The sequence below is a fragment of the bacterium genome (assembly GCA_035454885.1).
In the GTDB taxonomy this organism is placed as follows: domain Bacteria; phylum UBA10199; class UBA10199; order JACPAL01.
Map to the genome: position 1 here is coordinate 1 of DATIGE010000010.1, position 24,897 is coordinate 24,897.

The 24,897-nt window shown below is 60.5% G+C and carries 27 protein-coding genes; 19 read left to right on the forward strand and 8 right to left on the reverse strand.

All coding sequences use genetic code 11. The features are described from left to right. Positions 1-3,958, reverse strand: a 3,958-nt coding sequence (locus tag VLJ37_02120) for a sigma 54-interacting transcriptional regulator (GenBank protein ID HSA58466.1), incomplete at its 3' end; no start/stop codon positions are given. Positions 3,959-4,109: 151 nt separating this feature from the next. Here VLJ37_02120 and VLJ37_02125 point away from each other — a divergent pair. The 12 genes from VLJ37_02125 to VLJ37_02180 all read left to right on the forward strand — a co-directional run bounded on the left by VLJ37_02125 (position 4,110) and on the right by VLJ37_02180 (position 13,999). Then, positions 4,110-4,481, forward strand: coding sequence for a hypothetical protein (locus tag VLJ37_02125; GenBank protein ID HSA58467.1), 372 nt, complete (start codon positions 4,110-4,112; stop codon positions 4,479-4,481). A 35-nt stretch (positions 4,482-4,516) separates the two neighbouring features. Further along, positions 4,517-5,077 carry a hypothetical protein gene (locus VLJ37_02130; protein HSA58468.1) on the forward strand — a complete coding sequence of 187 codons (561 nt, stop codon included), beginning with the start codon at positions 4,517-4,519 and terminating at the stop codon, positions 5,075-5,077. A 29-nt stretch (positions 5,078-5,106) separates the two neighbouring features. Further along, entirely contained in the window at positions 5,107-5,499 is a 393-nt protein-coding gene (locus VLJ37_02135) for a hypothetical protein (GenBank protein ID HSA58469.1), read from the forward strand. 15 nt (positions 5,500-5,514) lie between these two features. Then, positions 5,515-5,883 (forward strand): hypothetical protein, encoded by a 369-nt coding sequence (locus tag VLJ37_02140; protein HSA58470.1) that lies wholly within the window; start codon positions 5,515-5,517, stop codon positions 5,881-5,883. A 203-nt stretch (positions 5,884-6,086) separates the two neighbouring features. Further along, positions 6,087-6,638, forward strand: coding sequence for a hypothetical protein (locus VLJ37_02145; protein ID HSA58471.1), 552 nt, complete (start codon positions 6,087-6,089; stop codon positions 6,636-6,638). 26 nt (positions 6,639-6,664) lie between these two features. After that, the gene (locus tag VLJ37_02150; protein HSA58472.1) at positions 6,665-7,009 is read left to right on the forward strand and encodes a helix-turn-helix domain-containing protein; all 345 of its coding nucleotides are present in this window, start codon (positions 6,665-6,667) and stop codon (positions 7,007-7,009) included. Position 7,010: 1 nt separating this feature from the next. After that, positions 7,011-8,951 (forward strand): hypothetical protein, encoded by a 1,941-nt coding sequence (locus VLJ37_02155; GenBank protein HSA58473.1) that lies wholly within the window; start codon positions 7,011-7,013, stop codon positions 8,949-8,951. 137 nt (positions 8,952-9,088) lie between these two features. After that, a complete protein-coding gene (locus tag VLJ37_02160) occupies positions 9,089-10,282 on the forward strand; it encodes a hypothetical protein (GenBank protein HSA58474.1) in 1,194 nt (397 codons plus the stop codon). A gap of 154 nt (positions 10,283-10,436) precedes the next feature. After that, positions 10,437-10,865: a hypothetical protein gene (locus tag VLJ37_02165; GenBank protein ID HSA58475.1), complete on the forward strand. Its 429-nt coding sequence runs from the start codon at positions 10,437-10,439 to the stop codon at positions 10,863-10,865. Positions 10,866-10,983: 118 nt separating this feature from the next. After that, the gene (locus VLJ37_02170; protein ID HSA58476.1) at positions 10,984-11,910 is read left to right on the forward strand and encodes a hypothetical protein; all 927 of its coding nucleotides are present in this window, start codon (positions 10,984-10,986) and stop codon (positions 11,908-11,910) included. 576 nt (positions 11,911-12,486) lie between these two features. Continuing rightward, a complete protein-coding gene (locus VLJ37_02175) occupies positions 12,487-13,380 on the forward strand; it encodes a hypothetical protein (protein HSA58477.1) in 894 nt (297 codons plus the stop codon). 43 nt (positions 13,381-13,423) lie between these two features. Further along, positions 13,424-13,999, forward strand: a complete 576-nt coding sequence (locus tag VLJ37_02180) for a ribonuclease H-like domain-containing protein (GenBank protein HSA58478.1) — start codon at positions 13,424-13,426, stop codon at positions 13,997-13,999. Here the strand turns inward: VLJ37_02180 and VLJ37_02185 are convergent. Continuing rightward, entirely contained in the window at positions 13,985-14,704 is a 720-nt protein-coding gene (locus VLJ37_02185) for a hypothetical protein (protein HSA58479.1), read from the reverse strand. The two genes, VLJ37_02180 and VLJ37_02185, sit on opposite strands and share 15 nt — an antisense overlap. Positions 14,705-14,834: 130 nt before the next feature. On the opposite strand from VLJ37_02185, the gene VLJ37_02190 reads away from it, so the two are divergent. From VLJ37_02190 to VLJ37_02215, 6 genes are all read left to right on the forward strand, one after another. After that, positions 14,835-15,437: an RlmE family RNA methyltransferase gene (locus tag VLJ37_02190; GenBank protein ID HSA58480.1), complete on the forward strand. Its 603-nt coding sequence runs from the start codon at positions 14,835-14,837 to the stop codon at positions 15,435-15,437. A gap of 243 nt (positions 15,438-15,680) precedes the next feature. Further along, positions 15,681-16,298: a hypothetical protein gene (locus VLJ37_02195; GenBank protein ID HSA58481.1), complete on the forward strand. Its 618-nt coding sequence runs from the start codon at positions 15,681-15,683 to the stop codon at positions 16,296-16,298. Between the two features lie 16 nt (positions 16,299-16,314). Beyond that, on the forward strand, positions 16,315-17,466 hold the full coding sequence (locus tag VLJ37_02200; protein ID HSA58482.1) for a hypothetical protein: 1,152 nt from the start codon (positions 16,315-16,317) through the stop codon (positions 17,464-17,466). Further along, positions 17,463-17,687, forward strand: coding sequence for a hypothetical protein (locus VLJ37_02205; GenBank protein HSA58483.1), 225 nt, complete (start codon positions 17,463-17,465; stop codon positions 17,685-17,687). Before VLJ37_02200 ends, VLJ37_02205 begins: the two co-directional genes overlap by 4 nt. Positions 17,688-17,693: 6 nt before the next feature. Continuing rightward, a complete protein-coding gene (locus tag VLJ37_02210) occupies positions 17,694-18,740 on the forward strand; it encodes a phosphotransferase (GenBank protein ID HSA58484.1) in 1,047 nt (348 codons plus the stop codon). Positions 18,741-18,745: 5 nt separating this feature from the next. Then, complete coding sequence (locus VLJ37_02215; GenBank protein HSA58485.1) at positions 18,746-19,465, forward strand: nucleotidyltransferase family protein; 720 nt, start codon at positions 18,746-18,748, stop codon at positions 19,463-19,465. A 13-nt stretch (positions 19,466-19,478) separates the two neighbouring features. Here the strand turns inward: VLJ37_02215 and VLJ37_02220 are convergent, their stop codons facing one another. The 5 genes from VLJ37_02220 to VLJ37_02240 form a co-directional block, all read right to left on the reverse strand. After that, complete coding sequence (locus tag VLJ37_02220; GenBank protein ID HSA58486.1) at positions 19,479-20,432, reverse strand: TIGR00730 family Rossman fold protein; 954 nt, start codon at positions 20,430-20,432, stop codon at positions 19,479-19,481. A gap of 72 nt (positions 20,433-20,504) precedes the next feature. Beyond that, positions 20,505-21,659, reverse strand: coding sequence for an anhydro-N-acetylmuramic acid kinase (locus VLJ37_02225; protein HSA58487.1), 1,155 nt, complete (start codon positions 21,657-21,659; stop codon positions 20,505-20,507). Positions 21,660-21,681: 22 nt separating this feature from the next. Further along, on the reverse strand, positions 21,682-22,077 hold the full coding sequence (locus tag VLJ37_02230) for a hypothetical protein (GenBank protein HSA58488.1): 396 nt from the start codon (positions 22,075-22,077) through the stop codon (positions 21,682-21,684). Between the two features lie 75 nt (positions 22,078-22,152). Beyond that, the gene (locus tag VLJ37_02235) at positions 22,153-23,079 is read right to left on the reverse strand and encodes a diacylglycerol kinase family protein (GenBank protein ID HSA58489.1); all 927 of its coding nucleotides are present in this window, start codon (positions 23,077-23,079) and stop codon (positions 22,153-22,155) included. Continuing rightward, complete coding sequence (locus VLJ37_02240) at positions 23,055-23,894, reverse strand: 3-keto-5-aminohexanoate cleavage protein (GenBank protein ID HSA58490.1); 840 nt, start codon at positions 23,892-23,894, stop codon at positions 23,055-23,057. Before VLJ37_02240 ends, VLJ37_02235 begins: the two co-directional genes overlap by 25 nt. A 57-nt stretch (positions 23,895-23,951) precedes the next feature. On the opposite strand from VLJ37_02240, the gene VLJ37_02245 reads away from it, so the two are divergent. Beyond that, the gene (locus tag VLJ37_02245; GenBank protein ID HSA58491.1) at positions 23,952-24,602 is read left to right on the forward strand and encodes a hypothetical protein; all 651 of its coding nucleotides are present in this window, start codon (positions 23,952-23,954) and stop codon (positions 24,600-24,602) included. Here the strand turns inward: VLJ37_02245 and VLJ37_02250 are convergent. Then, the coding region (locus tag VLJ37_02250; protein HSA58492.1) for a hotdog domain-containing protein at positions 24,571-24,897 on the reverse strand (327 nt) is incomplete at its 5' end. The genes VLJ37_02245 and VLJ37_02250 overlap by 32 nt on opposite strands.

Below are 24,897 nucleotides of genomic sequence, written 5' to 3' on the forward strand. Positions count from 1 at the left end.
CCTCCCAGAGCTGAGGCTTGAAGGCAAGGGACCGAACGGTGATGGCGTGGACACCGTCCACGTCCTCTGCGAAGAGGACGGCCGTCGCCAGTGTGTTCTGAAGCTCGCGGATATTGCCGGGCCAGTCGTAGGCCATGAAGATCCGAAGGGCCGCCGGATCGAGGCGGCCAGGGGCTTTCCGGGTCCGCTCGGCGGTTTTTTTCAAAAAATGCTCCGCCAACAGGGGGATGTCCTCCCGGCGTTCCCGGAGCGGGGGGAGCCGGACGGTGACGCCGTTCAAGCGGTAGAAGAGGTCTTCCCGGAATTTCCCCTCCTTGACGAGACTCGCCAGGTCCTTGTTGGAGGCCGAAACGACGCGAACGTCCACCTTCACCGCCTCGTGCGCGCCGATCGGCCGGACTTCTCCCTCCTGAAGAAACCGTAGGAGTTTGCCCTGAAGGGCGGGGCTCATATCGGCGATCTCGTCCAGAAAGATCGTCCCGCCGTCCGCGTATTGGAGGATCCCCTTCTTGTCAGCCGTTGCGTGCGTGAAGGCCCCCTTCTTGTGGCCGAAGAGCTCGCTCTCCAGCAGGCTCTCCGGCAGCGCGCCGCAGTTCTCGGCGACGAAGGGTCTCTTGGCGCGGGGTCCGTTGAAATGCAGGGCGCGGGCGATCGCCTCCTTGCCCGTCCCGGACTCCCCGTAGATCCAGACCGGGACGTCCGCGTCGGTGACCTTGTCGACGAGCGACAAGGCCTCGGCCATCTTGGGCGACCGGCCGACGATCTCGCTGTACTCGTTTTTGAGGACCAGGCGCGACCGGTTCAATTCGCGCGTCTGGATGTGGACGCGCTCCGAAAGCTCCTCGTTCTTTTCCCGAAGCGCCGTGATCATGCGACCTTTCTGGAGCGCGAGCGACGCAATACCGGCGAAGGCCTTGAGCCCCTCCAAGAGGTCTCCCTCGAAGAGACCTTCCTCCAGGCGATGATCCAGATAGAAGACCCCCAAGACCTCGTCGGCCCCGTGCACGGGCAGGGCGACGATGGACCTCAGCTGCCGCAGATGCACGCTCCTGGCCTCCCGAAAGAGAGGATCCAGGACCGCGTTGTCCGTCACGACCGGATTTCCCGTCTCCAGGGCGCGGCGGATCGCGGAGAGGCTGAAGGTCAAGAGATCGGTCCGCGCCGGCTGGGAAGCCGGCCCACGGGAGATGGCCACCTCGAAGCCCGGCAAGGGCCCGGTTTGGGCCGCGGGCGCGTCGCTTCTAAGGACGAGAAGCCCGGTCTCCGCCCGCGCGAGCCTCATGGCGGCGTCCATGAGCGATTCCAACACGCGGGGCACGTCCTCCTCGCGAAGGAGCCGTTCGTTCAGCCGGCACAAGGACGGCAAGACGTCCCCGAGATAAGGATTTTGGACCATGGATTTCTTCTCCTCCTCCCCTCCTCGGCCGGAGAAAGTCTTGCGCCAATCGCCGCGTTCGACGAACGTGACCTGCAACTCCGGCGGCAATTTTTCATACTGCTCACGAAGTTTTTTTGGATCGGGAGGCGGCCCCGAACCGTCTTCGAGCGCGCGGATCGAACCTTCCGCCTCGCCGGCCCACGGCGCGGCGTCCGGAAAGGAAGGTGCAAGCTCCCTCAATTCCCCCAGGGCTATCCGGGCCGCCTCGAAACGGCCGACGGAGGCCTCCGCAAGGGCGAGCTCCCTTAAATTGCCCGCGAGGTCGTTCGGGTTTCCCAGAAACAGGAAGAGGTCGCGGGACGGTCGGAGGAAATCGAGGGCCTCCTTGAGATTTCCGCGCCGTCTTTCGAGAAGGCCCCGATTGTTCCGAGCGATCGCCAGCCGAAGATCGGACTTCGTGCCGCGCGCGATCGCCTCCGCCCGGACGTAGGCCGCCTCCGCCGCGTCCAAATCCTCGTTTTCCAGAGCCAGGTTTCCCTCCTGGAGAAACGTGGAGAACTCCCCTTCCGCGTGGGCATTCTCCCGGCAAAGGCGTTTCGCCTCGTCCAAACGGGTCTTCGCCTCGGGCCAGCGACCCAGGCGCGAAAGCGCCGCCGCCATGTTGCGTCCGATCTCCGCCCGCCTCGGTCCGTCCGCACCGGCGAGCTTCAGCGCCCTCTCGAACCGTTCGAGGGCCTCCGCCGGGCGTCCTTCCTTAAGGGCATGAAGACCGAGGAGGGATTCGGCGCGGGCCAAGTGGGGTTGAATCGCTGCGTCCCCGCGAAACGATGCGCCCTCCTCCAGGCAGCGTCGAAACCGTTCAGCCGCCTCGGCGTGCCTCTCGAGGTTCTGGAGATCCGTCCCCGTGATCAGCCAGTATTTGACGGTCTTGAGGGGAAGGGGTTCGTCGGTGGCCCTGAGGGCGAACCACCGGTCGCAGCAGGCGATCGCCTCTTCGTACTTCCCCGCCTCGTTCAAAAAATTGGTCTTCTTCCGAAGGAGGCGCGAGACCTCCGCGACGTCCCCAATCTGATCGGCGGCGTAATCCAGCGCCTCCAGGGCTTCCTTGCGCCTCCCCGCCTTCCAGAGATCCTCCACGACCCGCCGGGCCTCACGATTCAAGGTGTCGGGCAAGACGTCTCCCAATCGCGCCGAGAGGATCTCTTCCGGAGATCCGAAAAGACGGAGGGAGTCCTTCCATCCCGGCGCGAGCGACCGGCGACGAATCTTTTTTTGGGAAGAAAGGGCCCGGAGCGTCTCGATCAGGAGCCCTGGGTTTCCGTCCGTGATCGAAAAGACGGCCTCAAACAATGCTGCCGCCGATTCGGGATCCAGAGGGCCTTGGAGCAAGGCGAGCGCGTCTTCGCGATTCAGATTCTCCGGCCGGATTTCGCGAACCCCTTCCCAGGCGAGAAGCTGGGCGAAAAACCGCCGCAGACCCGCGGGGACCTCGTCGTCGTTCCACTCGAGAGCCGCCAAAACGCCATGGGGCGGAAGGGAGCGGAGAAAAGACAGCACGCCGGACAGCTCTTCCGGGCCCGCGCGATGCAGGTCGGCGAAGGGATGAAAGACCGCCCCCTTCAGGGCGGCCTCGAAACCGATCTCCCGCAGGAACCGGGTCTTGCCCACGCCGGGGCCCCCATGCACGGCCAGGACGGCGGAGCTCTCGGCGATCGTTTCGAGGACCTTCTCGACCGCCGCAAAGTGCCGGTCGGCGCCGAACATCCGGATGGGATGATAGGGAACGACCTCCGCTGCCGAATCCTCCCATTGTCCTTGATCCAAGGCATCCAAGACCCCCCCGGCGTCCGAGAAGCGCCGCGAGGGCTCCGCTTGAATCACCCGGTCGATGACGCGCGAGGCGACCCCGAAATCTTGAAGCCTCGGGGATGCATCGAGGAGCGGCTGCGGTGCGGCGTGGACCAGCTCCGAGATCGTCCGGCACCCGGCCCTCGGATGGCGCCCCGCCAGGGCCTCGTAGAAGATCGTGCCCAGGGAAAAGAGATCCCCCGCGGGAGCGAGGAGACCGTCGATGCGCTCGGGCGCCATGTAGGGAAGCGTCGCGACGCCCGAGCCTCCCGGATTTCCGGGCAGGACGCTGAAATCGAGGAGGCGGAGACGCCCCTCCGCATCGATCAGGATGTTTTGAGGTGAAAGATCGCCGTGCACGACGCCCTGGGAATGGACGAACCGAAGGGCCTCGAGCGCTTCGCGAAACCAGCCGAGGATCTGCCGCGGCGCCTTCCTCGAGGAGGCCTTCAGGAGATCCTCCCCTTCGACGAACTCCATCCAATAACAAGGTCCCCGATCCTCACCAAAGATCGGATCGCTCTTCAGGAGATAGCCCAAGACGGAGATGATGGCGGGATGCCGAAGGCGTCCCAGGAGCCGGACCTGATTCTCGAAAAGGCCGCGCTCCTCTTCGCTCCGGGCCACCGACAAGACCTTGACCGCGACCTTCACCCCTTTCGGGGTCTCCGCGAGACAAACCTCACCCGAGCTCCCGAAGCCAATCCGCCCCCCCACCCTCCAAGCACTCATACAATTAAGATATTCCCAATATAGGCACTATTCAACACAAAATGGGTCTCCTATTCTGTTACTTTTTTACGATGAAACTAAAATAATACAATAAATTCAACCGATAAGAGCTGGCATTGCGATTGCTCAGTCCCCTCCTGGGGGGTGAATCATGGGTGTTGGAACCAAGGCCAATCCAAACTACGATCCATCTTCTGCTTATCCTTCACCGGTCGATTATTCTGAGGCCCTTCGATACGGGTCCGACGACCACAAGACGGTCGAGCTGGCCCAAATCCAGTCCCAGCGATTCCAGATGCACCAGTTGAACCTCGACCGCGAGATGCAGTTCGCGGCGAACGTTCAATTGGCGATCGAAGGTCTCGACACGAACCTCCGCGTCTCCAAGCTTGAGTTCGTTCAACAGATGACCGCGGAGGAAGACCGCCACGCGGAGAGGCTGGCTCAAGCGGAAAACAAACTCCGCCGGCTCCAAAGCACACACAGCACGGCCGCGGAACTGCCGCCGCCGGAGATCGAATAGCGGCGTCCGTCCAACTGAGACAAAGGGAGGAAAACATGGATGTCAATCCAGTGAAGATCATGAGCTCGTGGGATTTTTTGAAAATCTTCGTGAAGGAAGGCGGGCCCGAACTCGCCGTCGAGGTGGCGAAGAAATTGAGTCCGGCGACCGCCCAGGCCCTGAGGCATGCCGTCTACTTGACCGAAGAAGGGGTCAAACCCTGGGTTTACAAGGCGGCCGAAAGGGTCCGCTTCAGACCCGGCGAGGTGCGAACGATGATCGAGTCAATCCGCCTCGCCGCGCGTAATCCGGAGGTTCAAAAAGCCGCCGCCGGCGGAGGTGGCACGACGGCCGCCGCCATGGGACTGGCGACACTCCTGAAGGCCCCCGTCGGAACGGCCTTCGGGGCGGCGCCGATAGCGAGCTCCGTGCTCGTCTCGGGCGCCGGACTTGCCGGATACGGCCTCGGTACCCTGCTCGATCATGCCGTGGGCTGGATCCGGGACGACGGCCGGAGCCTAACCGATCTGATCTCGGGCGCCAACGCGGGCGTCCCCGTCGCGGACCCGACGTGCCGCGGCGGGACGGGCTGGCGGTTCGTTCCGGATGCGAAGTGATGAATTCGAAGCCAACAAAGGGGGAAAAAATGAAACACACGCGCCTTTTCCTGGGGATCGCCGCCGGGCTGATCGTCTCGCTCGGCGTCCATACGGCCCGCGCCCAAGAGATAAAACAATACACGAGTCTGAAAGACGCCATCAGCGGCATGAGCGAAGATCTCCAAAGCTGCCAGGACCAGGTTGACGGACAGAACGAAGACATCGCCAGTCTCGAGGCGCGGCTGAAAAGCATGACCGACTACGCCGCGTCTCTGCAACAGCAGCTTCAGCAGGCGGACGACGACTACGCGGCCTGCCTCCGGGACAAGAACAAGCCGCATGACGACGGCAAGAACAGGACGATCTGCAACGTCATCACCAGCCTCTTCGGCGCCCCCCAGCAAAACACGCTCTGCGAGATCATCGGACGAACAAACTAAAAAAGGAGAGAGACCATGAGAAAAACAATCATCCGGTTGGTTCCCGTCATCCTCGCCGCCGTCACGTTTGCATCCGCAACCGCCGGAGCGGAGGGCGGGCTGCGTGCCGATCTCTTCAAGACCCGCTGGAACCGGGAATCCATCAGACCCTCCCCGGTACTGCAACGGAGTGATGATTGTGATTCGCGGGCGGCTGACAAGTTGGACGCCTGCATCGAGCAAAAGGTAGATGATTACCAAGAAAACCCCGAGACCCTGGGGGAATGCACGAAAGAGCTCAACCGATGCGCCTACGAGAACTGCATCCCGGACGTCGTGACGTTCCATGTGGAGTGCTCACTTGCCGAAGTCAGATCGAACATCATGAGAAGCGGACGGTGGTAGCCACTGCTGAGACGGAGAAAAAAACGGGGGGATTTATGAGACGTATTCTATTCGCGATCGTGCTTCTGATTCTTGCAACCCCGTCCGTCCCCGGCTTTGCGGAGGCGGAATCGTGGTTGAAAATGACGCCCAGGCCGTTTGCGCCCCGAAAACCTTCGAATTCAATCGCGACCGGCCTTTCGCGCCGGCCTTTCGCCGATATCATGCGCAACCCGAAAGCGGGAATCTTTCGCGATCGAGGGGCATTCGAGGCTCTCACGGCGGGCGATTGCGGCGCCCGCTATCGCAAGGTGGAGGCCGGAGAGTCTGACTTTCTGGACCGGACCCTAAAGATGTGCACGGACCTCGCGCCGCCCAGGGGCGCGCTCATGGTCATGACGCCGTCGGGGTTCACGCCGGTGACCGATGGATATCTTTGCGTCGGTGAAGGCTCATTCCCAAAGAAAGTCGACTGCCCGGCCGAAGCCCCGTTTTTCGTCGGCGTCTCGGCCGTCTGGTACGGATGCATCCGTCCCGCCTCCACGCCGCCGCCGCAAATTGAGACGACCCAGACGAGCTGCATCGACGGCTTCAGTCTCAAGTCTTTCGGCGAATCGTGGGGCTACATTTGCGTGGACGACCAGGACGAGTACGGCGATCTGGTCGACCGGGCGGAAGACGTCTGCGGAAAGCCGTCCGCGGAGATTGCCTTCGCGGGCTTCGCGGAGAATCCCAATAGGATGATCCATTGCTGCGCGCTCAGGAGAGACTTGTAACGTGCCCGATCCGTGAAGGGCGCCTTATGGAAGAAGTCAGCCAAATCACGATGATCGAGCAGTACCTGGCGGGCGCCGTTCGCCTGAAGGAGATCTGCGAACGGTTCAAGCTCCACCGGGCGACCGTCTGGAGGAAGATTCGGAAGCTTCGCGAGTCCGGCCGCGAGGGCTTGGTCCACGGGCTTTGCGGGAAGCCGTCGAACAATCTCACGCCGCCTTCCGTCAAGGAGCGCATTTGCGGGCTCTACGAGCGGGAGTACCGCCCGCTCGGCGTCCGCCCGTGGGAATTTTACCACCGGGTCGTGCGCGGGCTCCCTGACCGCGTGAGCTACTCGACGATCCGGCGCTGGCTCGGAAAAGCGGGAAAATAAGATGACCGATGTTTGTTACAAAACGTGTGTCATCGCCGATCTCCCCACTCACTCCCCGGAAGAACGGCGGGAGGGCTCCGTCGATCCCTCCCCGGAGATCACGGCATTGGCCCGGCACACCGTCTCCCCTTCCTTCTTCCATCAGGAGGATCGAGACCGCTTCGCCTCCCTCACGGCCTGCGGACCGGGCCGAGCGGCCCTCTTCAAAAACCACCTTCAAGATGTCTCGGAAAGGATTGCCTCCCTTCCGACCGAGGCCATCGCCGCCAAACTGAAAAGCCTTTACGAGGCGGCCTACCTCTACGAACCGAAAAACAAGACGATGGACGTCGCCGACACCCAAGCAAAACGGGAACTCGACCTTTGGCTCGCCGCCATCGATCACAAGGCCTATGAAGATGAATCTGTTCTGGCCAAAGTCCGAATCTCCGAAATTGAGAGGGTTCTGGCGCTCAGTGCGCCTCATTTAAGCCCCGCGGGCCGGGGATTGGTTTATCAGTTGGAGAATCATCTGATCACCGCGGACCAATTCTCCCAGGCGAACATGAGAGACCTGCTGTTCGGGCTTCGCACTTACGACGGCCGCAGCGTTCTTCCGGAAGCCCCCTTTTTTAAATCCCACAGGGAGGTCTGGAATGCGCGAGTCGCATCGGTGGGTCGAGAGAAGGCCCTCCAGGAATCCCGCGCCTTTTTCTCCGATGAGGAAGCGCTTCGAAAAACGCTGTCCGCGGAAGGATTATGGCCTCTCTATGAAGATGTTTCGGGACTGACGGAAGAGACCCTCGTTGCGCGGACGATCGACCTCTCGGAGCTCATGTCCCGACGTCCGGAACCACGGACGATGCTGAGACTGGCTCGGGAGCTCACTGTCATTTCCATGGTGACGAATGGCCTTGGCCGGGATTTCGAAAAGGCGCTCGATGAGGCGTCCCGCCGGCAATTGAAGAATTCGGGTCTCACTCCGGAGGACGCCGATCTGGTCGTTGGAAACTGGCGTATTCAACGAACGTATTCCCGCTTGGACGACTACGGCGCCCGTTTCGCCTATCTGGCTCGATTCCGGGAAATCTACGCGGATTTCCTGCGTGCCCCGATCGAGAAGAAATTCTCACCCGATCGGTCTCTGCAGCTCGGTTTATGGAGCAAGTTTCTCTTGAATCACGGTGCCACCGGCATCCCGCTGTCGCTGGCCGACCTCGATCGCATTCGGAGCGAGGTCCAGGCCGAGATCCCGCAGGGGACGGACCGCGTTGTTTCCTATCAAGACCTGAAGGATCGCGATCCCGAGACGCCCCTGTGGCTTCGGCCAGACGATTTGGGGACGCCTCAGGTCTGCAGTCCCGAACCCCTTTCCCGCATATCTCTGTTCATGGCCGGCCGGGAATCCCTCTCCGACTACGTGGCCCGAAATGTCGACTTCATCGCGATCCTTCCCGGCTCCCTGATGCCCTCTCCGCTGACCGAGGGAATCGCCATCCCCCTTTTCGGAGTGATCCTTCTTCACGGCGACTACGTGGGGCGCGATTTCACTCGTCTCGCGGTCGTCTTGGCGCATGAGACCGCCCACCACGAATGGGCCCGTTCCCATTTTGACGATCATTCCGAGCGCCTGGCCTGGCAGGGCCCCAACGAGCGTTGGGCCTATCTCCGGGGCCGCGAGGCGCTGCAGCAATGCGCCTCAACCGCGTCTCTCACGTCTTCGGAACTTTTCTCCCTCGAAGAGAGGGACGTCTTCGACGCGGGCGCGATCCGGGCCGCCAACCGGCGCCTGGGTCTCGGTCCCAATGATTTCTCCCTCCTTGACGACCACGCGTCTTGGAATGGAAAGGATCCCTCCTTCTTCGATTTTCAACCGGGTGCCATGGTCAACTACGACGGAACGGAGGCGCCGGATCCATCCGTCGTCGTGGCGGCGATGCCCCGGAAGCTAAACTCCGAATAGCGGGAATTCTTCGATAAGCGCCCTGAAAGGCCGCGTCGCATTCCATCTGAACGGCAACTTCCTTTGCGGCGCCCCGATGACAGCTTGGTATGATGCCCGTTTTCAACAACCCTTCCTCAAGTATCGCGCTGTCTCTTTTGACCGTTCTCGAACAAGGCGGCGCGATTCGAGCCGGCGCTCCCGTTCAGGAGGCCGTGGCGCAGTTAAGACGGGAACCCATCAAGATCCTCCTGAATCTGTCTTCGGGCCAGTCGGCACGGCTGTCACTCTATCGTTTCCACCGCGTGGTGGAGGCGGTGTGTCACACAAGCCGGGAAAGCGTCGCGCCCTTTTCCGAAATCGCCGATCTTATTTTCAGCGGGGTCCGCCTCAACGATCCAGGTCAAGAAATCAGAAGTTACTTCGATCGACTGGCGGAGAGGCTGGAGCAGGGAGGGAGCGTCTTGAACGGCCTGGGAACCGGCCGCTCCTGGTCGGAGCTCCACGCGGCCGTCGTCTGCCTGGAATCGGCTCACCGTCAAAAGGAGCGCTTTATCCGTTCCAGGCTCCTCTGCGCCGCGGCCTTGTCCTTTCAGGAAGCGGGTTTTCCCGAATGGTCCCGATCCGTTCTCGACGAAGCCGTTCATAACGCTCGAATCAGCGGTAAGAGCGGTCGCGCGAAGGCATTAGCGGGGGTGGCTGAGGCGCTGGATCAGGCCGGACGGCATAAGGAATCCTCGGAAATATTGGAGGAGGCCATCGCCGAGCATGCGCACCGATTGTCATGGGATTGTGAATTCCTGGTGAGCATCGCTGTTTCGCTTTCGCATCGCGGGAGACGGAAGAAGGCCCTTGAACTCTTCGAAGTCCTGATTCCCCTCGCCCGTTCCGCTTCGAAGTCTAGGTGGAGTTCAGATCATCTCGCCCGACTTGCATTGTCCATTTCCAAGGCAGGATTCCGGAAGCGCGCCGATGAACTCTTTCAGGAGGTGGTGGGAGAGCAAAAAGGTGGAGTGGAATCCCAATATGTCGGAATTTGTCTTGCGATGGCAGGCCTCCGCGATGAAGCGCGTAGGATTTTTGAAGGGGCCATCGGCAATCTGACCGCCGATCCTTATTCTCGAGCGTGCGATCTCAGGACATTGGCCGTTTCTCTGAGGGCCGCCCAATTCACAGTTTGGGCCAGAAAAACCTTTAAAGAAGCCTTCCAAACGGCGCAGAGGATCCCCGACGAATCCAGACGCAGCCAGGTTCTCAATTGGATTGCGCAGTCGATGGTGCAGGCCGGTTTCGAAAAGGATACCGAGTGGATGCGCGAACGGCTTGCTCTTCCCTTCAAAACCCGGCGCTGACCCCTTTGGTCGCATTTTGACTGAACGGCAACTTTGGCCTTTACGCATCGACAAGACAGGTATGGAGGACTTTATGGTTACCATGGGAGCAAATATAGGCGTCTCCTCTTGGCTGGCAGCGTCCCTTTCATTGGCCGATAGTGCATCTTATCCATTGGATCAGCTTCAAGCCCGTGTCGACCGCATGACGGAGGCCCTCTCCGAGTCGGGTCACGTTTTGGCCGCGGAGGCCTCGCAAACCGCCATGCAGATCAACATGTACCGATCCGCCCGGACGCCACTTCCTCACTGGACCCCGGACGAGGCCCGGAATCCAGAGGGAACCTTGAGGAAGGCCGCGGCGCGGGTTTTTGAGCGGGTCGCGGAGGACGAGGCCGCCTTGCAGGCGCTCTTAAGAGGCGGAGAGACCTTCCTCGAGCCTCCGCCGCCACGAAAACTTGAAGACAGGCGCACTCGCACCCTAAGAATCCTCGCGAAAAGCATTTGCGGCGAATTGATTTCCAATGGATTCGACGAGAGAGAAATCGTCCGTCTTGCCTCTGAAATACTGACCGCCGTTTCCGTCGAATCGAAGATAAAGTGAGCTTCTCAGAGACGTCGCATTCCAACTGAACGGAAACCTCTCTCCCACGTCAGCCGATAACTTCTACAAAGATAGCGCGACTCACTTTTTTCGCTTATTATTCGGGAATACGACGGCCATGCGAAAGATCGCACTTCTGTTTGTCTGGCTCACACTGAGCGCGGGAGCCTTTTCGGGCTGCGTCCAGCCGCGGGGACCTTTTGCCGGTCAAAAGGAGATCCCTTCCGAGCAAACCTCCACCGACGAAAGCTGGGACGACCCCGCACAAAGTTTGACGCCCAAGGGGACGGCCCCTCAAGAAAATACGGAGGTTCCTACCCCGAAAACTGGTGTCGCGCAGAGAAGCCTTTGGGAAGATTTCTCGGGTAGCACGGGCGATACGCGCACGGACCCTCGGACGATCGAGCGGGCCTTTGAATCGGCCTTTGAGGACAAGACCGCCCCCGTCGAAGAACCCCGGCCCGTCGTCGCCGCGGGCCCCGGACCGATCGAGCCGAAGACCGACATGACCGGGGCCGACGACCTGAATTCCAAATTTCTCTACCGGGCCTTCTACGGACCGAACTTGTCTCAAGAAGCGCCTCGCGAAGGCGATCCCGCCCTGCTCTTCTTGCGCCGGGACGGAACGCTCAGCCTCAAACTCTTCTGCGAAAAGTGCTTCAAGGGTCGCACGGAGGACTGCGAGGGGGATATCGGGTGGTACCCTTGTCCGAAGGACGGGCTGGGTTGTCTGACGTTTATCCCTGAGGACTATCCCAAGACATCGTTCACGCAATTCTCCGCCAAAGTGAGGGCAACGGAAGACGGCAGGACGATTCCCAACTTGGCCTTTGAGGATCTCAAGGTCGGTCGGGGGAAGCTCATCCTCGACACCTGCAACATACTTCTCGGCCCGACCCTCGGCCTCTTCACCGTAACCGACGCCCCCGATTTCCGGGTTCTGAAGGGCTATGTCCCTCCTCCATACCCGATCAAAGCCCCTGAAGGGGTCCGAAATCCCGAGGTATTGCGCCAGATCCTTCAATCCGCACCTGAGGAACAGTAAATCCACACCGTCTAGTTGACCCGCGACCGTCGCATTCCAATTGAACGGCAACTTCTGGAAAACGGGACCGATCGAGAAGGCATGATGCCCTTCACAATCCCCGCCTTGTCACAACTCACGGCAGTGCAAACCATTCTGGCCACTGTTTCTTTGCAAATGTACGGAACTAGCGCGGAGCATCTCCCGCTTCAGATGGCTAATAACGTGTTCTCGGGCGACGAATTGGATAGGACGTCCTTGGTCAAGAGGACCATGAGCGGCCCCGGGTATCTCTTCCGCTATCGGAGCGATCCTATCGGTTTCGGCCGCTTGATATTCAAGGCCGACGAAAGGTTGGGGAGCGATTTTTTACTTTCCGAAGGGCCGTGGCCTCCCGTGATCGCTCTGCACACGGCGGAAGGATCGGAGGTAAGAACCCGGATTTTTATCACCCTTGAAAATCTGACTTTCACTGCCCTTGGTGGCGAGTACTTTGAACTGAGGAATTTGAACGATGAACCTGCCTCAAGGTTCATCGATAACATTCTTTGGGCCGGCAGGAATGTTTTTCCCAAGGCAGAAAAAGCGATTCACGACGTGGACACCGGACCGATCCGTGTGCAGGGCATTATCCCTGCGTTCCCCACCGGACCCACGGACCTGACGGTCAAGCATGTTTCCGGGATGGTGGAGACGGCGGCTCCCGACGACCTCACCAAGGGGCATCCGATCGAGGAGGCCGCGCCCCGGGTGGCGCAAAGTGGGTCCACCGAACGGATCGAGGAGAATGCGCCGGCGCTCCCGATGGCCGTTCTGACGGGAAATGGGACGGAAAGGCTGGTGGAGAAAACCGAAAAGCTGGAGGTCGAGACGCTCGCGGACGCTTCCCCAAAGAAACTCGTCTTGGATTACCCTTCTTGGGCCTTTGTCCTTCCTTACACCGTAAGGGACGCGAATCCCTTGGAGAGGGCAAAAAGGGAGGAAAGCTTGAGACGAAAGAGGGATTTTCTCATCCAGTTTCAGGGGCCGAGGGGGCGCGGTCTCATCGACGAAAAGCTTCTGCAATCGGCCATCGGTTTCCTGGAAGGGGCCCCGGCCTCCCCGGATTTAAGCGCAGAGGTATCTCTAATCCTTTCTTATCTGGGATTAAGCCGGATGGGATTGTGGCGCCCCTTCGGCTTGGACCGGGAGATCGATTTGATGAGCCGGCACCCGGAGTCTCTGCCGCTCGTGCTCGAAATGGAGCTCAAGGAACTGCGGGAGCTTTTGGAGATAGAACCTTCGGATTCGAACCGGCAGGTGATACGCCACGTCTTGAAGGAGGCCGGGGAGAACGTGTTTTGGTTGATGCATCCGCCGAACCGCGTCCTCCACCTCCTCTGCCGGAAGCGGGCCGAGACCCATTCGACGGATTTGAAAACCTATCCCTTCGACATCCTTTCCTTTTGGAAGCGCTTCTGCGAGTTTTGGAGAAGTCTCTCCGTTCCTTAAAATTCCCTTGTCCGCCGCCCGGCATTTTCTTAACTAGCCTTTTATGCCCCACCGCCAAGTGGTCTTGGACCTAGAGACGCAGAAGATCTTCGACGAAATCGGCACCCGGAATCCGGGCGACCTGGGCGTCTCGGTCGCCGGCGTCTATTTTTACGAGAACGACGAGTACGCCTGTTACGAAGAGACCCGTCTGCCGGAGCTGGAACTCCGGCTCTCCAAGGCGAGCCGCGTCATTGGGTTCAATATCCGCCGGTTCGATTTTCCAGTCCTCCAGCCCTACCTGAAGCACATCGACTTGGGGCAGATGCCGCTCCTCGACATCATGGACGACCTGGAGAAAACGCTCGGCCACCGGGTGAGCCTGCAGAGTGTCGCCTCGGCGACCCTGGGCGTGGGCAAGAGCGGATCGGGCCTGGACGCCATCCATTATTACCGTTCGGGCGAGATGGAGAAGCTCAAGAAGTATTGTCTGGACGACGTGCGGCTCACCAAGGACGTCTATGAATTCGGAAAGAAGAACGGTCTGGTCTACTATCTCTCCAAGGACGGCTCCAACCGGCTGACGGCCAGGGTCAACTGGAAGGACCCCGCGCCTCCCGTCAATTTAAGCCTTTTCTAAATAGAACCCGTTTTCCCCCGACCCCCGGCCGAAGAGCCCCCATTCGGGGACGTGAAAATCCGACGTGATCGCGTCCGGCTTGAGGGCGACGGCCTTCCGGATGTCCTCCATGGTATTCACGTAGAAGAGATTGATGCCGAATCCGGCGTTGCGGATTTCTTCCAATTCACCCGCCGTCGGCTCGTCGTACCAGGAAATGGAAAGAAAACGGGCCCCGAGGCCGCGATTGAGGTCGAGCCACGAGGTTCGATCGTCCACGGTCATGTCCTGAAACATGAACCGGAGCGGAATGGTCGATTGCAGCCGGGCGTGGGGAAAGGTCCGGCCCAAACGGCCGTAGTCCTCGATCGCAACGTCTTTCAGGTTGGTGGTGAACCAGAGCCGGGACTCGGGAAACCGGACTTCCTTCAGAAGGTGGATCATCCGGTCCATCGTGGACCCTCCCTCCTTCAGGTCGATCTGAATCCCCTTGCCCGCCTCATGGGCGGCCTTGAGCCAATCCCGAAAATCCAGGAGCCCTTCCTCCGGACGGAGGGGGTGCGTCTCCCAAGGGTCGTGCCGGAGGACCAAAAGACCGTCTTCGTGCCCCCTGACATCCCCTTCAGCCCAATAAATGTTCGATTTTAAAAAGAATTCCAAGTTAGCAGGGTCATTCACCCCGTGCCAGATGAGATCGAGGTCCTGTTCGAGTTCGGTCAGCGTCATCATCTCAAATTATGCAATAAATTCGGCCCTTTGTCTGCCCTCAATAAAAAGTGATTTATTTTAGCGCAACCTATTGATTTTCTTTCAAATTCATGAACATGAACATGGATAATTATCGAGGAAAACAAAGATGCCTGCTTATCAAAGAAAAGATCGTTTCTTCAAAAAGGCCAAGGATGAAGGTCTCAGGTCTCGCGCCGCCTTCAAGCTGATGGAGATGAACCAGAGGTTCAAGCTCTTCAAGAAGGGTTCAACGGTCGTCGACCTGGGCTGTTCTCCGGGAAGTTGGGTTCAGGTGGCTGCCAAGGAGATCGGCCCCTTCGGGCACGTTCTGGGCGTGGACTTGGAGACCCTCCCGCCCTTTCAGGAGAAGAACGCGACGTTCATCCAGGGTGACATCCGTGAGGAACGCACCCGTCAGAGGCTCCTGGCCGAGCTGGGCCGCAAGGTCGACATCATCCTCTCCGACATGGCCCCGCACCTCTCCGGGATCAAATTCCAAGACCACTACAATTCCTACGAGCTAGCCGAACAGGCGTTTCAACTCTGCCGGATCTTCCTCAGGGAAGGCGGCGATTTCGTGGTCAAAATCTTCCCCGGCGAGGAACTGGAGCTCTTCAAGAATAACCTGAAAAACACCTTTGCCCAGATCAAGACCTTCATCCCCGACGCGACGCGCAAGACCTCGACCGAGGTTTATTTGATCGCGAAGGGATATAAGAACGGAAAATAAAAACGGCCCTGCGGAACACGCAGGGCCGTTTATAAAAGGAGAGAGGAGATGGGGGATTATGGGGTGAAGGTGAATCTCCTCTCTCCGTCCTCCACCCCAGGGTTATGCCCTAAAATTCAGACCCCCTAGTGAAAGTCAGAGTCAACCTTCTGTGTGCTTTATCGTCCGTCCGGGGCAAATGTTGCTTATATTTTAGTTCGATTTTCCGACGGGACCCGCTATACTGAGCCTGGAGCGGCCAAGATGGCGGATGCTTATTCTTTGAGCGCGCCGGACCCGACACAAAGCCTCGCCGAATACTTTCGGGAGCTGGTGAGGAAGTCCCTCAGGTTCCAGGCCCCCGAGGCCATCGAATTCTATCTGGTGAACCTTTTGACCCAATCCATGACCACCGCCGAGGTCTATGGGGAGCCCCCCGAAGGGTTTCGGGAAGAACCCCTGGCGTTTCTCTATTTGCGGGCGGCCCATGCGGATGCAGCCCTGCAAATCAAGCTCCTGAAACGGCTTGGAGACTTTTCTCTCTTCATTTCCGGATTCTTCCCGGAAAGTCTATCGCGCCGCCTGGTGGACGTGGGTTACTATGTCCAAATGGGCGAAAACGCCTACGGCAACCTCTCGAACCTGGTCGCGCGAAAGTCCGCCCTGGCCGAAATTTTCTCGGAACTGGCCCGCCGTTTCATGGCCTACGCGGACGTCCTGTCGGAGGTGAGCGAACAGGCGAGCGTGACCCGCGACACGGACCTTCTCCGTCTCTACGAGCGCTGGCTCAAGACCGGAAGCCGGCGCGCCGCTGAAATCCTGGCTTCCGAAGGCATCCAGCCCGTGCCTCTTTTTCCGCCAACCAACAAATTTCCCAACTGAGACCCTCGAGAATCCCATGAAAAGAATCCTCACAGCGATCGTCCTGTTGACCTGCATGGGCTGGGGCACGGCCTGGGGCTATCACAAGGGCGTCGTGCTCGGTCTTTACTCGAAGGACCCGGACTACAACTATGAGAACGAGATCCGCGAGATCAAGGCGCTCGGGGCCACGCACGTGTCGCTCGTGGTCTCGTGGTACCAGAAAGACATCCACGCGAACGAAATCTACCCCCGCTGGAAACCGCTCGGCGATTTCGACACGACCCCGGACGAGAAGCTCGTCCAGGTGATCGGCCAGGCGCGCCGCTCGGGACTGGAGGTTTTTCTCTTCCCCATCCTGAGGCTCGAGGAACGCAAGCCCAAGGAGTGGCGGGGAGTCATCGCGCCCGGGGACGTCAAAATCTGGCAGGCCAGCTACCGTCGCTTCGTGATGCATTACGCCCGCATCGCCGCGCAACATGGGGTCGCCCTCTACTTGGTGGGCTCAGAACTTTGCTCGCAGGAACAGGACGTGGATTTTTGGAAATCTCTCATCGCCGACGTGAGAAAGGTCTATCGCGGAGAAATCCTCTACTCCGCCAATTGGGATCACTACAAGAAAATCGGCTTCTGGGACGATCTCGACTACCTCGGCCTCAACGGCTACTACGAAATGGCCAAGTCGAGCTCCCCGACGGTCGAGGAAATCGTCCGCCGCTGGTGGGACATCTCCAACGAGATCGCCGCGTGGCAGGAGACGCACAAGAAGAAACTCATTTTCACGGAAATCGGCTATCCGAGCGTCGACGGCGGCTGCGCTCACCCCTGGGATTACACGCGCCCCGGACCCGTCGACCTGGAGGAGCAGTCCGTCTGCTATGAGGCGTTCTTCCTCTCCTGGAACAAGAGCCGCAATCTCGGGGGCGTCTATTTTTGGAATTGGTATGGACAAGGGGGAGAAAACGATCGTAGCTATACGCCTCGCGGCAAGCCCGCGGAAAAGGTTCTCACCCGATGGTATCGCGACGACTCCTCCTCATCGCCTGCCTCCTCGCCGCCGGTTGCCAGGCCGGCGCCGGCTGCAGCGCAATCGACCGGCCCCAGCCCACTTCCAACGTCGTCAGCAGCGGGAGCCGCCCACTCGTCCTTTCCGCAGACCCCGACGCCGCTTCCGGCGGCGACACGGTGATCCTCGCCGGCCGGGGCTTCTCCTACGTGGCGCCTGAGAACATCGTTTCCGTGGGGGGCGTGACGCAAGCGGCCGACGCCTACGACGTCGCCGAGGACGGGACCGAGTCCCTCACCTTCCTCATGCCCGACGACGCGGCCGAAGGGGAGACAGCCATCATCGTCGTCACGGAAGGACGAACCAGCAACGCCCTCCCCTTCACGGTGCTCCCCCTTCCCTAAGACATCATGACCATCGAACTTGAAACCCAACTGGAGCGAATTCTCGCGGAGCGATTGAAGGTATCGCCTCGTGGACTCAGGCTCACCAAACTCCAGGGCGATGCCTCCTACCGCATTTACTACCGCCTGGCGCTCCAAGACGGGCATTCCTTCGTCGTGATGAAACTTCCGGAAGGAAAGGCCAGCGCCTCGGAGGAAATCACCAATCTCAAGTCAAAACCGGCGGAGATCCCGTTCGTGAATATCGGCCGTTTCTTGACGCAGAGGGGATTGCCCGTTCCGGCGATCCATTTTGCGGATGAGAAATCGGGCGTCCTCATCCTGGAGGATGTCGGGGACGAAACCCTGGAGAGGCGCGTTTCCGCGGCCGGGGACGACGTTCGTCGCTTGTGGTACCGGAAGGCCGTTGACCTCCTGGTCGAGTTTCAGAAACGAACCGATGAAACCGATTCCGATTGCGTCGCCTTTCAGCGCTCCTTCGATCCGACCCTATTGGATTGGGAGTTCGATCACTTTTTGAAATATGGTGTGGAAGAGAGACTGGGACTGAAGATCCCCCGGAAAGACGCGCAAACCATCCGCGCCCTGATGCACCGGGTGACGGACAGACTCACGGCGCTCCCTCAGATCCTCGCGCATCGCGATTTTCAGAGCCGTAACCTCATGATCCAGGACGACACGCTCCGCCTCCTGGATTTTCAGGATGCGCTCATGGGACCGCATCCCTACGACCTGGTCGCTCTCTTGCGCGATTCGTATGTCTCCCTTTCTCCCCTCCTGATCGACGAGCTGATCGAATATTATTTGGACCGTCGGGATACGGGCATCCGGGGAGCCGACTATCTCGTGATGTTTGACCTGATGACGATCCAGCGCAAGCTCAAGGACGCGGGCCGATTCGTCTACATCGACCGGGTGAAGGGCAATCCGTCGTTTCTGAAGCATATTCCCAATTCGCTTCTTTACGTCCGCGAGGCATTCGAGAGGCAAATAGATCAGAAAGAGCTTTTCGATCTCCTCAAACAATACGTTCCCGAATGGAGGACGGCGTGAAGGCGATGGTCCTCGCCGCCGGTCTCGGCACGCGCCTGCGCCCCCTGACCGACAAGACGCCCAAGGCCCTCCTGCTCGTCGACGACCGCCCTCTCATCGAATATTCGCTCAAGCTGCTGCAAAAGCACGGCATTCGCGAGGTCGTCATCAACCTTCATCACCTGGGCGATCTGATCCAAAGGGAGCTGGGCGACGGTTCCCGCTTCGGGCTTCGCATCCATTATTCCTGGGAGCCAAAAATCCTCGGCACCGGCGGCGGCGTCAAGAAGGCATCGAGGTTCTTCGAAGGCGAGAGCTTTCTGGTCCTCAACAGCGACGTCCTGATCGACGTGGACCTCAGGGCGCTTCACCGCCATCACAAGAAGAAAAAGGCGCTGGCCACGATGGTGGTGCGCGAGCGGGCCGCGGATTCCAACTTCACGCCCGTTTGGGTCGGACGCGCCGATAGGATCTTGGGCTTCGGGGCGGAACCGCCCCGCAAGACAGGCCTCCGCCCTCTCATGTACACCGGCGTTCAGTATCTCGATCCGAAGTTCCTCGATTTTCTCCCCCGTGATCGCGAGGCCTGCCTGATCCGCCAAGGCTACCAACCCGCCATCGACGCGGGCCAGAAGATCAGCGGATACCTCTACGGCGGTTATTGGAACGATCTGGGCACGCTGGAGCGTTTGCGCCAGGCCGAGGACGACTTGCGGTCGGGGCGGGTGAAGCTTTCCTATCTCTAAAGCACCGGCGAGTTCAGGGCCGGTTCAAGAGGTCGATCGCCCGTCGCAGGAAACCGTAGGAATGCGGGCGGTAGCCGTGTAGCAGGAGTTCGCGGCCGCTCCACTCCAGATCCTGAGGGTCCATCTCCTCCAGGAGAATCCTCTCGACGGCCCTTTTTTTCCCCTCAGAGACCGCCCTTTCCAGAACGAGCCGCGCCATCTGGTCGCGCTCGTACGTCAGCGACCGGACGTTCCGGTAGAATTGAGAGATCTCCCGCGCGGCCTGTTCGGGAGTCTTCACGATCCGCAGCAGGTTCAGATCCTCCGCCGCGATGTATTTTTTCCGGAGCGCATGACGCAGGTCCTGCTCAAGGTGATCGGCATTCGGCGAGAGATAGACGATCGGCAGGACCGGGGCCTTTCCCGTTTGGACGAGCGTCAGTATTTCGAAAAGCTCGTCCCGCGTCCCCCATCCCCCCTCGCAGGCGATGAATCCGGAGGACAGCGTCCCGAAGAAGAACTTGCGCACCATGAAGTAATGGAAGGTCGCGCTGACGCCCACGAACGGGTTGTTCTCCGATTCCATCGGCAGCGAGATGCTTAAGCCCACCGAACGGCTCTTGAGCCGCTTCTGATACAAGGCCGTCTCGCGGGCCTCCTCCGGGGTGCGCGCCTTCCTCCCCTTCACGATCTCCTCCGCGATGGCGTCCGCGACGCCCTGGTTGGCCGCCTGCATGATGCCGCGGGATGCGCCGGTGACGACGGCGAATCCCGTCTTGTAAAGCAACCCCCCGAGTTGGTGCGCCAGGCGGTACTCGGCGGAATGAGGCTTGGTCCGGGCCGAACCGAAGATGGAGATGATCTTCACGCCGCCGCGCGTGATCTCTTCGAAGATTTCGGTGGCGTAGAAATACTCGAGGAGGATCCTCAACCCCCTCACATGCGCGGTCTTGCTCTCGTCGATGTAGGCCTTCAGGTGTTCTTTCATAGCGTGGGGAGATCCCGCTCTCCCCCCGACCCCCATCTACTCATTATCTGTCTCATCGTTCTCTCCGTCCAGCTAAGCTGGACTTCGTTCGCTATTGCCCGGCACTATCTTACCCAAAACCGCGGATCTTTTCGCCCCCGTCACCGACGGAATGTTGGTGGGGTGTCCGTGAAGCGTCTCGTGCGCGAGGACCGCGAAACAGACGGCCTCCGCGGCGTCGGCGGGGATCCCGTAAAGATCGAAGCTCGATATCTTTATGTTCGGGAGCTCCGCGCGGATCATGCGCATGAGGGTGGCGTTGTGAATGCCGCCTCCCCCGAAAATGATCTCGTCGGGGATCATCTTCGGGAAGACGAACTTCCGGTAGTTCGTGGCGATGGAGGACGCCGTGAAGGCGGTGGCCGTCGCGATGATGTCCTCCTCCCTGAGGCCGATTTTCCGCGACTGCACGAGGATCGACTGGACGAAGGCGCGGCCGAACTCCTCGCGCCCGGAGGTCTTGGGCGGTCTCTTCAGGATGAAGGGGTGCGCCATCAGACGCTTCAAGAGTTTGAGCGAGACGGCGCCCTTCTCCGCGATTTTTCCGCCATGGTCGTAATGGATGCTGTTCTTGGTCATCTCGCGGAGCAGGCCGTCGATCACCATGTTGCCGGGCCCCGTGTCGAAGCCCATCACGTCCTCCGGCCCGGCCTTTTTGGGGATCATCGTGAGGTTCCCGATCCCTCCCAGATTCTGGACGGCGCGGTTCCACTTGGGATGGCGGAACAGGAGATAATGAAGATACGGGGCCAGCGGCGCCCCGAACCCGCCCGCGGCGATGTCCCTCGGGCGGAAGTCCGCCACCGTCGCGATGCCCGTCCTCTCGGCGATCACCGACGGTTCTCCGATTTGGAGCGTCCCCTCCCCCCCCAAGTGGCAAATCGTCTGCCCGTGCGAGCCGACGACGGAGAGGCGGCTCACGGGCACCCGCGCCTTTTTCGCGAGACGGATCACGGCACCGGCGAAGAGTTCGCCCAACTCGAAGTTGAGCCGGCAGATCTCGCCGACGCCCTTTTCAGAGGGGTGCGAGACGGCAAGGACGCGTTCTTTCAGCCCTTTGGGGAAAGGAAAGATGCCCCAGTCGACCAGGCGGATCCTCAAGCGCGGAGATTTTCCGGAAATTTCGACCAGGGCGGCGTCGATCCCGTCAATGGAGGTGCCGGACATCAGACCGACGGCCAAGGGCATGGAAACCGATTAACACAGTTCGTCAGCTTTCGCACGCATTCCCGACTCCGTCCCCGTCGGAGTCCTCCTGGCCGGGATTGAAGACGTTCGGGCAGTTGTCGATCGCGATCTCCGGGTGGCCGGTGATCGCGCTGTTCGGCACGTTGTCCTGGTCGGGGTCGATCGTGGGCGGGAAAACGCTCAGGCCCTCGACCGTCGTGCCCGTGGGCGGCGTCGTCTTGGGGCCCGTCCCGTAGGTGGGCAATTTGCCTTCGTCCTGGAGCTCTTTCAGGGGGTCGGGACTCGCCTCGGGCGATCCCGAAATGCCGACATCCGGATTCACCTCGGCGGGACCTCCCTTGGAGGAATCACCCGAGTTGCAGCCGGCGATGAGCAGGTAGGCCACGCTCGCCGGTATCAAAGTGATAATCTTTATCATTTTGATAACCTTTTTCCGGATTTTGGTGCGCATGAAGGCTCCTGAGGGGGAGCTTATGCAACCGAAGTGCCAATCTTACTTTACGATCACGGTCAATCGGGGCCCCGGGGTGATCCGGAAATAATCCGTGGGCGGGTGCAGGTCGCCGTCAATCGTAAAGGGCGCGGGTTCCTTGAGCTCGATGATCATTTCGCTCGCCGCCTCCTCGATCAGGTCCGGACATCCGGAGGGACGGCCCAGGAACATGAGGGGGACGTAGCGAAGGACGTTCCGCGGGGGGAGGGAAAAACCGACGGCGTGGAACTTTTGGGGATCGCGCGCCAGGTAGAAGACGCGGAACCCGAGCCCCAGATATTCGATCGAGCCCGAGTAGATCGCGGAATAGTTTTTGAACGGCCAGGGCTTGCCGTTGACCGTCACCTGCCCGTCCATCCGCTCGAACATCTTGCAGGCGAACGGCCCGTTGATCATCGCCGACCCGATGGCCTTGGCGAGCGTCCATCCCGCCCGGGCCGGAGACGGCGCGCCTTGGTCGTAGTAGGCGTCCATGAAGCGGAAGATGACGCCAACGCCCCAGATGAAGCCGTAAAACTCGTTGATCTTCGTAATCGTAATCTCGGTCGTCTCGAAGGGCTCGTCTTCGTGGTACTTGTAAAGGAGATTCGTAAGAATCTTTTCCGGGGACCCGTAGATGCCACAGGAGAAGGCGATCGTGTTCAGCGTCCCGCCGCGCAAAAAAGCGATCTTCGGGAGCGGCTTTTCGCCGTAGACGTCGATGAAGGTCGTGAGCGTCCGGTGATTGGTCCCGTCCCCCCCGCTCAAGGCCAGGATGTCGATGTCATGCTCCTTGAATTCCTGGGCCACGCGCCCGATGTCGTTCAGATCCTTCGTCGCACCGAAGTGGCCCTTGTCGCCGACGATGAAGCCCATGCGCTTCATTTTTTCGGGATTCTTCTTGTACCGCTTCGAATGGGGATTCAGGACGACGCCGATTCCAGGCATAAGATTTTGCGGGCCTCCGTGGGCGACGCAGGTTCCCTACCATGGCGACGGGCCAGTTCAACGGCTTTCTGGACGAGCTCGTGGCTCCCCTTCGCGAGGACGCCCTTCTCCAGATAGAGGTTGTCCTCGAGCCCGACGCGGACGTGGCCGCCCAGGGTCAGAGCCAGCTCGGCCATCGGGAACTCGTGGCGGCCGACGCCGGCCACGGTCCACGTCGACTCCTTGGGAATTCTCGAGACTAACAGTTTGAGATTCTCCTCCGTCGCCTCGATCGCCCCCTTCACGCCCATCACGAATTGGAACTGGGCGGGACGCTGGATCTCCCCCCTCTCGATCAATCGGACGGCCGTCTCGACGTGGGAGAGGTCGTAGACCTCGATCTCCGGCTTGATCCCTTTCCGCCCCATCCGTTGGGCGAGGAATTCGATGAAGGGGATGGGGTTTGCGAAAACGGCATCGCCGAAATTGACCGATCCGGAGTTGAGGGAGGCCATGTCGGGCCGGGCCTCCAGGGGTTCCGCGCGGCTCTCGAGGCTATCCCCCACCGCCCCGCCGGTCGACACCTGAAGGATGGGGACAGGCCGGCAAACGCGGCGGATGGCGGTCAATGCTTCTTGGAACCTCGCCGCGGCATTCGTCGGTGCCCCGTTTTCGTCGCGGACGTGAAGGTGCACCACGGCGGCCCCGGCATCGACGGCCATCCGCGCGGCATCGGCGATCTCCACCGGCGTCAGGGGCAGGTACGGCGTTTCCCTTCGCGTCAGTTCCGCGCCCACCAAGGCGGCCGTCAGGATGACCTGGTTCACCGGCAGCATTTTACTGTTTCCGCACAATCCCCACAACTTTAGCCTCCCAGTGTCGAATCGTCCGCCATGCCATCCCCCCTCGTCATTTCGAATCTCATTCCGTTGGGCCCGCTTCTGGCCCTCGGGACCGCGGAACAGGCCTCTTTCGTCCAGGGCTCCGGGCCGATCGGCGCGACCTTTCTGGCTTTGGAGCATTGTTACGCGGGCGTCCCATGGACGGAACATGCCGAGGCCACGACCCGGCTCGGGGAGATGGCGCTCCTCTTCAAGCGGAAGATGACCGAAAGTTCCATCGCCTTCCTAAGCACGTACGTCCTGACGGATTATTTTCAAAAATCACCTCTCTTCGTCCGGGAGGGGGCCGAATATCCGGCCTTGTTGACCGACCTGCTGATGGGGCGCCAGCGGCACCCGCGCTCCTCCAACCGGGCCACCGCCCCGCTTGCCGCCGCCTCTCATTTCGGAAGCCTGGTGGGCATCGACTTCCGCCTCGCGCGCGGAACCGGCGGTGAGATCAGGCTCTACGATGCCACTCAAAGGGTCCTGATGGATTTTCCTTCGGGGAAGGCCGAGATGCAGGTTTCCGCGGAGGTGGAGGGGAGCATGCCCCTGTTGGCCCTGGTCGCCCTCCATCTCCACTCGCTGGCGGCGGCCGCCTCGGAACGGGATACGGCCGCGCGGTTGGTCATCGCCGCCGGGCAGGTTTATCCGGGCTAATCACCACCGTCCCCTTCGCCTTCGCGATCAACGCGCGTCGCTGACCCGTCTTGTAAGCGGAGAACTCCATGGTGCGCGAGGTGTTTCCGATCCTCGTGATCCTGGCCGTCGCCTCGATCGTGTCGCCGGCGTAGACGGGCCGGAGAAAATCGACGCTCTCGTAGGCGCGAAAGAGGCCCTCGTTCAGCCCCCTCGTTTCGCGCAGGCAAAGGGCGGTCGCCGCGTCGCCGAAAAACTCAAGAATCTTGGCCCCGGCCACCAAACCACCCGAATAGTGAGCGTCTTTTGGGCCGAG